Here is a 5,021-nt window from a genome sequence, read left to right on the forward strand (position 1 = left end):
CTAGCGCCTTTATCGGTATTTTCTTTACCGGATCGATGTTGATTGAAGTGATGTTCTCTTTAGAAGGTATCGGTTTGCTCGGGTTTGAGTCAACCATTCAACGTGACTATCCTGTGGTATTTAGTTCACTCTATATCATGACGTTACTTGGGTTACTGCTTAGTATTATTTCCGATCTTACCTACACTTGGGTGGATCCTCGTATTGATTTTGAGGCGCGCTAAGTATGGTAAACAAGTCAAGGATCAACCCATTAACTCAGGCGCGCTGGCAACGGTTTAAATTTCATCGGCGAGGTTTCTATTCGCTGTGGATTTTTTCACTGCTCTTTATTGTGAGTCTGTTTGCTGAAATCATTGCCAATGATAAACCGCTGCTGGTCTCTTATGACCATCAGTGGTTTTTCCCTGTCGTGACTCAATATGCCGAAACCCGCTTTGGGGGCGAGTTCGAGACAGAAGCAGACTATACCGACCCTTATGTGGTGGGATTAATTGAGCAAAAAGGCTATCTCATCTGGGCACCGATTCGGTTTAGTTACGATACCATCAATCTCAATGTGGTCGGCTCGGTGCCGTCTGCACCGGATTCTGTTAACTGGTTAGGTACAGATGATAAAGGGCGTGATGTATTAGCCAGAATTATCTACGGCTTTCGGGTTTCAGTATTATTCGGCTTTGCATTGACCATTATTTCATCGGTGATTGGTGTTTTGGTGGGAGCAACCCAAGGCTACTACGGCGGCTGGCTGGATCTGTTCGGGCAACGTTTTATTGAAGTTTGGTCAGGTATGCCGACCTTATTCTTGTTGATTATCCTGTCTAGTTTTGTCGAGCCCAATTTTTGGTGGTTACTTGGCATCATGGTGTTATTTAGTTGGATGAGTTTGGTGGGTGTGGTACGTGCGGAGTTTTTGCGTTGCCGAAATTTTGATTATATCCGCGCAGCACAAGCGATGGGAGTAAAAGATACCCGCATCATCTTCCGACATATGTTGCCTAATGCTATGGTTGCCTCACTCACTATGATGCCTTTTATTTTATCGGGTTCAGTCACCACCTTAACCTCACTGGATTTTCTCGGTTTTGGTTTACCCGTGGGCTCACCTTCTCTTGGTGAATTATTAGCGCAAGGCAAAGCGAATTTACAAGCCCCTTGGCTCGGTATTTCAGCGTTTGTGGTGTTATCTTTGATGCTCACGTTGCTGGTGTTTATTGGTGAAGCGGTGCGTGATGCGTTTGATCCACATGTGCAAGGAAGAAGTTAATGAGCGAACCATTATTAACCATTACCGATCTCTCGATTGGATTTGGTCGAGCACAAGCGATAGAAACGGTGACTCATCAAGTTTCCCTCTCTATTCATAAAGGGGAAACACTGGCATTAGTCGGGGAGAGTGGTTCCGGAAAATCAGTCACCGCCAATGCTATTTTAAAACTCTTACCGAAGGGTTCAGCGCATTATCAGCAGGGCAGAATTGAGTTTGCGGGATTGAATCTACTCACCTGTTCAGAGCGTCAACTGCGGGGTATTCGCGGGGGACGGATAGGTATGATTTTCCAAGAACCTATGGTGTCATTAAATCCATTGCATAAAATCGGTAAACAGCTGGTTGAAACCTTAGCGATTCACCGTGGGATGCGTCAACGTCACGCAGAATCCTTAGCCATGACTTGGTTAGAAAAAGTTGGGATTCGGCAACCACAGGTGAAAATTAATGCTTATCCTCATGAATTATCCGGAGGAGAAAGGCAGCGGGTGATGATTGCGATGGCGTTGATCAATGAGCCCGAACTCTTGATTGCTGACGAGCCAACCACCGCTTTGGATGTTTCGGTTCAAGCGCAGATTTTAGATCTACTCAAATCTTTGCAGCAAGAGTTAGGTATGGCCATGTTGTTCATTACCCATGACTTAAGCATTGTCCGACGTATTGCCGATCGGGTCGCGGTGATGCAGGCTGGGCGCGTGATTGAACAAAATCATTGCGCGGAATTATTTTCTGCGCCGCAGCATCCTTATACCCGATTACTGATTGAATCAGATCCGCGTGGCACACCGGTTGCCGTCAATAAAAATAACCCAGTTTTATTAGAAACTCAGCAAATGAATGTGTGGTTTCCAATTAAAGGCGGGATTTTTAAACGCACCATGGATCACGTCAAAGCGGTCACAGGGATGACATTTCAGTTGCGTCAAGGGCATGCGATTGGATTAGTTGGGGAAAGTGGCTCAGGAAAATCGACCACAGGCATGGCGGTATTAAGGTTGGTCAATTCGAGTGGTGAGATTCGTTATGCCGATCAGACTATCCAATCACTTGATAGGCAGGCGATGTTGCCATTTCGGCGTAAAATGCAGGTGGTTTTTCAAGATCCCTTTTCTGCGTTAAACCCTCGCATGTCGGTGGCTCAAGTGATTGGTGAAGGACTGACTGTACATAGCCAACACTCTGCCTCAGAAATTGATCAAGCTATCTGTTTAGCAATGCAAGAAGTTGGGCTTGATCCTGAAACGCGACATCGTTATCCGAATGAATTTTCGGGAGGGCAGCGGCAGCGCATTGCCATTGCTCGTGCGCTTGTTTTAAAACCGGAATTTATCTTACTTGATGAACCGACTTCATCGCTGGATCGTACGGTTCAAGCGCAAGTGCTCGATCTATTGAAGTCACTACAGGAAAAATATGGGTTAACTTATTTATTTATCAGCCATGATTTAAATGTGGTGAAGTCGTTATGCCATTACACTATTGTGATGAAGCAGGGAGAAATAGTAGAGCAAGGGCCAACAGAACAACTCTTTTCTACTCCGAGTCACCCTTATACTCAAACTTTGGTGCGGCTGTCTGCAGGCTAATTGGGGTTAATGGTAAGCTCGGTAAACCCAGTGTTGGGATCAAACTGGCGTGAAAATTGGTGTTCAGGATAGTGATGTATCATCAGCTCAGCCGTTGTGTGGATAATATTACCCACTTGTAAATGTCCACCCCATACTTGCCCTTGATGGTCAGCGACAGAGATATGTAGATGCTGATGTTCCGGTGTCAATGTACCCATAAGAGAGACAATTTCAAAGTAAGCACTTTGCTGTAGAGTGGTGGTACTGTCTGCCAAGCGAATGGCTAACGTTGATAAACTACCGACACAAGATGCGATGGTTCCCGCTCGAATATTATGCTGAGCGACCAGCGATTGTATCGCCAGTTTAAGATCGGTGCCCGGTAATAGACGAGTTGCGATAAGTTTCATGGCCAAGCCTTGATAATAAAACGGAAAAGAATGGCGGAAATAGTACCAATCCCATACATCGTGTTCAATGCAATACCGCCCAGTAGAATAGAAACATTGTCATGATATCGATTCGGTATACACTAGGGTTATGTCAGAAAAGTAGAATTCCCAATGAATGATCATCCAGAAGAAGTAGAAATTGAAGCCATCGGTATTGAGGTTGATGCTCAACCCATCGAACTTTATAAAGTTTTAAAGCTTGCTAATGCCGTGAGTGGCGGAGGCGAGGCAAAGTATGCAATCGCCGAAGGCTATGTTGCGGTCAATGGCGAATTAGAGACGCGCAAACGCAGAAAACTTTACGATGGTGATTTGGTGGAGTTTAACCAAGAGTATTATTTAGTGATTTGTGATGTTCCAACGACCGAGATGGTTGAACCACAAAAATCAGAGCAAAGTTTGATGACCAACACCACGCCGCCACCAGCAGTCAGCAAACCCAAAGCGCGTCATTCGGCAAAAAAAACAGAAAAAAAATCCACCAATAAAAAACCAACTCCGTCTAATAAAAGGCAAACGCCGACGAAAGAGACGATTGAAGAGGCACCATCCAGCACTAAAGGTGGACGCAGTGCGATTCGCTTTTTCTAAAGTGAAAAATCTAAAGTGAGTAAAAAGGGAGCTTAATTGCTCCCTTGATGGTTTATCGCCAGTCATCATCAAGAAATGTCCGCCCCTCGAGTGCGTATGGATCGTCATCAAGAGGGTGCTCCATTTCTCCACGTAACTTTTCCAGCTGTTGCTCAAGTTGATTAACCGTTTGGTAATCACCTTCTGAACAAGCGACATAGATTTGTTGCTCTAGTACATCGATGCTGTCTTTGATGTTCATCTGACACCTCCTGTAATTCACTTGAGTTGGGAGTTACTGGCTGCTCTTGGTCAGTATATACCCAGTTGATAAATTTTGCCGATTCACATGGAATGCTTATTCTTTACGATTCGTTGACTTTTTGAACAAAATTTAATCGCGAAAGATCAACAGACCCTAGATGCGGTTGATGCGGATAATTTGCGTTTTAACGCCTGTCATCCACTTAACTTCATCAATCTAATAAACGGTAAGTGCGCTGAGTCCCATACAGAGAACGATGGGTAAGCAAGGATTGAGGGGATGGATAGCTTGAAAAGTAACCTATTGATATTATTTTGTTTATTTTACGAGCAAACAGAAAAAAATCCTTAAAAAAGACTTTTCTTTTCTCATAAATGTGGCAATATAACTCCCGTAGACAGCAAGCCAAGACGCAAAGCGTGCATCGTATAATGGCTATTACCTCAGCCTTCCAAGCTGATGATGCGGGTTCGATTCCCGCTGCACGCTCCAACTCTCCAGTAACGTCAATTTATTATCAAACCCCAAACTTCCATTCCAACACTGCGCTTTTGAGCGTTTTTTTTTGTTTTTACCTTTAAACATAATTCTCCGTTTCATGCGTCAACGATAGAATCGTCTTATCAGATTATTGGTTATCCGATAAATGGAAGATATTTGCGCCATCATTTTGTTGCTGAAGCTCCGCATAACTCTAAAAAATATGCAGCTCATCATACTTCTCTTTTTCTCTGTGCCATGACCATGCAATCGGTTGATTAAACGTGGTAAGTTGTTATGTGACACCGTGTTGACTGAAACCACCACTAGCCAAACCCATACCCAAACAACTTAGCGTTGCAGGTAGGCTGGCCTTTGATGAAAACCACAGATGGCTCTCATTATCCCCATGA

At 44.2% G+C, this 5,021-nt stretch carries 6 protein-coding genes and 1 tRNA gene; 5 read left to right on the plus strand and 2 right to left on the minus strand.

Annotation, left to right across the window (positions count from 1 at the left end):
* The 3 genes from B7C60_RS18320 to B7C60_RS07570 form a co-directional block, all read left to right on the plus strand.
* The coding region (locus B7C60_RS18320; protein WP_245868862.1) for an ABC transporter permease subunit at nt 1-224 on the plus strand (224 nt) is incomplete at its 5' end.
* A 2-nt stretch (nt 225-226) separates the two neighbouring features.
* Nucleotides 227-1,267: an ABC transporter permease gene (locus B7C60_RS07565; RefSeq protein ID WP_099611132.1), complete on the plus strand. Its 1,041-nt coding sequence runs from the start codon at nt 227-229 to the stop codon at nt 1,265-1,267.
* Nucleotides 1,267-2,859 carry an ABC transporter ATP-binding protein gene (locus tag B7C60_RS07570; protein ID WP_099611133.1) on the plus strand — a complete coding sequence of 531 codons (1,593 nt, stop codon included), beginning with the start codon at nt 1,267-1,269 and terminating at the stop codon, nt 2,857-2,859. Before B7C60_RS07565 ends, B7C60_RS07570 begins: the two co-directional genes overlap by 1 nt.
* Here the strand turns inward: B7C60_RS07570 and B7C60_RS07575 are convergent.
* On the minus strand, nt 2,856-3,251 hold the full coding sequence (locus B7C60_RS07575; protein ID WP_099611134.1) for a PPC domain-containing DNA-binding protein: 396 nt from the start codon (nt 3,249-3,251) through the stop codon (nt 2,856-2,858). The two genes, B7C60_RS07570 and B7C60_RS07575, sit on opposite strands and share 4 nt — an antisense overlap.
* A gap of 153 nt (nt 3,252-3,404) precedes the next feature.
* Between B7C60_RS07575 and B7C60_RS07580 the strand changes: the two genes are divergently transcribed.
* Nucleotides 3,405-3,884: an RNA-binding S4 domain-containing protein gene (locus B7C60_RS07580; protein WP_099611135.1), complete on the plus strand. Its 480-nt coding sequence runs from the start codon at nt 3,405-3,407 to the stop codon at nt 3,882-3,884.
* Between the two features lie 52 nt (nt 3,885-3,936).
* Here B7C60_RS07580 and B7C60_RS07585 read toward each other — a convergent pair whose 3' ends face one another.
* Entirely contained in the window at nt 3,937-4,125 is a 189-nt protein-coding gene (locus B7C60_RS07585) for a hypothetical protein (RefSeq protein ID WP_099611136.1), read from the minus strand.
* 420 nt (nt 4,126-4,545) lie between these two features.
* Between B7C60_RS07585 and B7C60_RS07590 the strand changes: the two genes are divergently transcribed.
* Nucleotides 4,546-4,620: transfer RNA gene (locus tag B7C60_RS07590), tRNA-Gly, on the plus strand.
* Nucleotides 4,621-5,021: the final 401 nt, after the last annotated feature.

The sequence above is a fragment of the Vibrio fujianensis genome, from assembly GCF_002749895.1.
GTDB lineage: Bacteria > Pseudomonadota > Gammaproteobacteria > Enterobacterales > Vibrionaceae > Vibrio > Vibrio fujianensis.